Here is a 1598-nt window from a genome sequence, read left to right as displayed (position 1 = left end):
CCCGGGTTGGCCGCCCTCGGGGACCTGACCGCTGTATGGGCCGAGCAGTCCAACGGCCTTCGGAGGGTCGCTGCCGTCCGGGGAACCGCAGCTCAGGCCGTGGCCTCGCTCCGCGGGCGTCCCGGTCGCCACCACAGGTTGCCGGTCGATGAGGCGTTAGGGCTGCTGGCGTGGGCCGGGGCATCAGGAGGCGCCCACGGCAGGCGTCGGGGCATGGCCCGGGGCCGCTTCGAAGCCTGGTGGTGCGCGGCGGCTCTCACCGGCCTGGACGAGGCCTGGCCCCCCGCCGGGGAGGATCTGGGAGGAGCGGTCGCTGAGCTCCGATGGTGGCGGTGGGACGACGGAACGCCGCCCACCGGCTGGCATCTGCTGATAGCCGTCGAGGACCCGGCCGACGGGCTGGCGTGGGCGTTGGACGCCCGGGACGCCGCGGACCCGACCGGTTGATCCGGGCTGTCGGAGCGGTTGCCCCGACGGCCGGCGGCCCTCAGCCTCGGGCCTGGAGCGCCTCGATCAGTTTGGGCAGGACCTTGTGCACGTCGCCCACGATGCCGAGGTCGGCCACGCCGAAGATCGGCGCCTCCTCGTCCTTGTTGATGGCGATGATGTTGGCTGAACCCTTCATACCCACCAGGTGCTGGGTGGCACCGGAGATGCCACAGGCCAGGTAGACGGTCGGCTTGACGACCTTGCCGGTCTGGCCCACCTGGTACGAATAGGGCACCCAGCCGGCATCCACCACGGCCCGTGACGCCCCGGGGGCGCCCTTCACCAGCTTGGCTAGCGACTCGATCATCTCGTATTTCTCAGGATCGCCAAGACCCCGACCGCCGGAGACCACGACGGTCGCCTCGTCCAACTTAGGACCGCTGCTCTCCTCGACGAAGCGCTCGCGCACAGTGGCCGCCCCGGTGTTGCCGAGCTCGCCGACAGCCAGTTCGGCCACGTCAGCCAGCCCGCCGCCCGACTCCTCGGCAGTGAATGACTTGGGACGGACCAGGAAGATAGCCAGGCCGTCGTCAGTGAAGCCGGTGGTCACGTCGGTGGTCCCGCCGAAGACCGGCTCGCAGCCCAGCAGGCGGTCGCCGTCGACTGCCAGATCAACCACGTTGGTGATGACCGGGCGGTCGATCCTGGCCGACAGGCGGCCGGCCACGTCGCGGCCGTCGTAGGAGGTGGCGCATAGCAGGACGTCTGGACCGGAACCCGCCTCCACGGCACTGGCGATGGCCGAGGCCACCCGGGGACCGGCCAGCGCTCCCTCAATGTCGCCGATGGTGTGGACGGTGGTGGCTCCGTGGGCACCCAGCGAACCGGCCACGGATGCGGCGTCACCCGACATGACCACTTCGACGGTGTCGGCCAGATCGCGGGCCCTGGTCAGCATCTCTAGCGTGGAGGCGGTGGCACCGGCCTCGGTGGCTTCGCCGAACACCCAAATCTTCGAAATTCCCATGATGACCTCCTACAGCACCTTGAGATCGTCCAGGAACGCCAGGATGCGCTCATGGGCGTCGCCCTCGTCGTGAATGATCTCACCGGCCTCGCGGGCGGACGCCTCGGTGATCTCGGTGATCTCCTGGCGTGCACCGGCCCAG

2 protein-coding genes are annotated in these 1598 nt (G+C 69.8%); one reads left to right on the top strand and one right to left on the bottom strand.

Annotated elements, in window-relative coordinates; all coding sequences use genetic code 11:
- Positions 1-447, top strand: a 447-nt coding sequence (locus MK177_10290; protein MCH2427704.1) for a hypothetical protein, incomplete at its 5' end; no start/stop codon positions are given.
- 40 nt (positions 448-487) lie between these two features.
- Here the strand turns inward: MK177_10290 and MK177_10285 are convergent.
- Positions 488-1456 carry an electron transfer flavoprotein subunit alpha/FixB family protein gene (locus tag MK177_10285; protein ID MCH2427703.1) on the bottom strand — a complete coding sequence of 323 codons (969 nt, stop codon included), beginning with the start codon at positions 1454-1456 and terminating at the stop codon, positions 488-490.
- Positions 1457-1598: the final 142 nt, after the last annotated feature.

The organism is Acidimicrobiales bacterium, from assembly GCA_022452145.1.
Classification (GTDB): domain Bacteria; phylum Actinomycetota; class Acidimicrobiia; order Acidimicrobiales; family MedAcidi-G1; genus UBA9410.
Note: the sequence above shows the minus strand (reverse complement) of the source record. Positions and strands in the feature narration are given on the sequence as shown.

Bases quoted from the DNA above. Each gene is read 5' to 3' on its own strand.
- MK177_10285 (MCH2427703.1), bottom strand. From the start codon at position 1,456: ATGGGAATTTCGAAGATTTGGGTGTTCGGCGAAGCCACCGAGGCCGGT.